Genomic DNA, 319 nt, shown 5'->3' on the forward strand with positions numbered 1-319 from the left:
ACCATCCGGCGGGAAAACGCGCCGGTCTCCGGCAACTGGTGGGAGACCCGGCATCAGCTCCAGTTACTGGCGGACCATATCCTGGCACAGGAGCGCAACCGGGGCAGTTTCACCCTCTCTTACCTGAAAACGGCGATTTACCAAATCCAGCACAGCCACAACCGGGATATCCCGCTGGAAGAGCTGCTGCGCCAGCTTTCCGCCGCCGTCGAACAGGGACAGCCCGTCTCCCCGGCGCTGATAAAAAAGACCGACGACCGGTTTAACGCCCTGCTCAGCCAGTATTACGCGTTGCAGAAAGCCGCCGGGCTGACCGCGC

1 protein-coding gene is annotated in these 319 nt (G+C 62.1%); it reads left to right on the forward strand.

Annotated elements, in window-relative coordinates:
• The coding region (locus tag Phpb_RS26740; protein ID WP_276204266.1) for a VasL domain-containing protein at positions 1-319 on the forward strand (319 nt) is incomplete at both ends.

The organism is Photorhabdus namnaonensis (assembly GCF_001684335.1).
Lineage (GTDB): Bacteria > Pseudomonadota > Gammaproteobacteria > Enterobacterales > Enterobacteriaceae > Photorhabdus > Photorhabdus namnaonensis.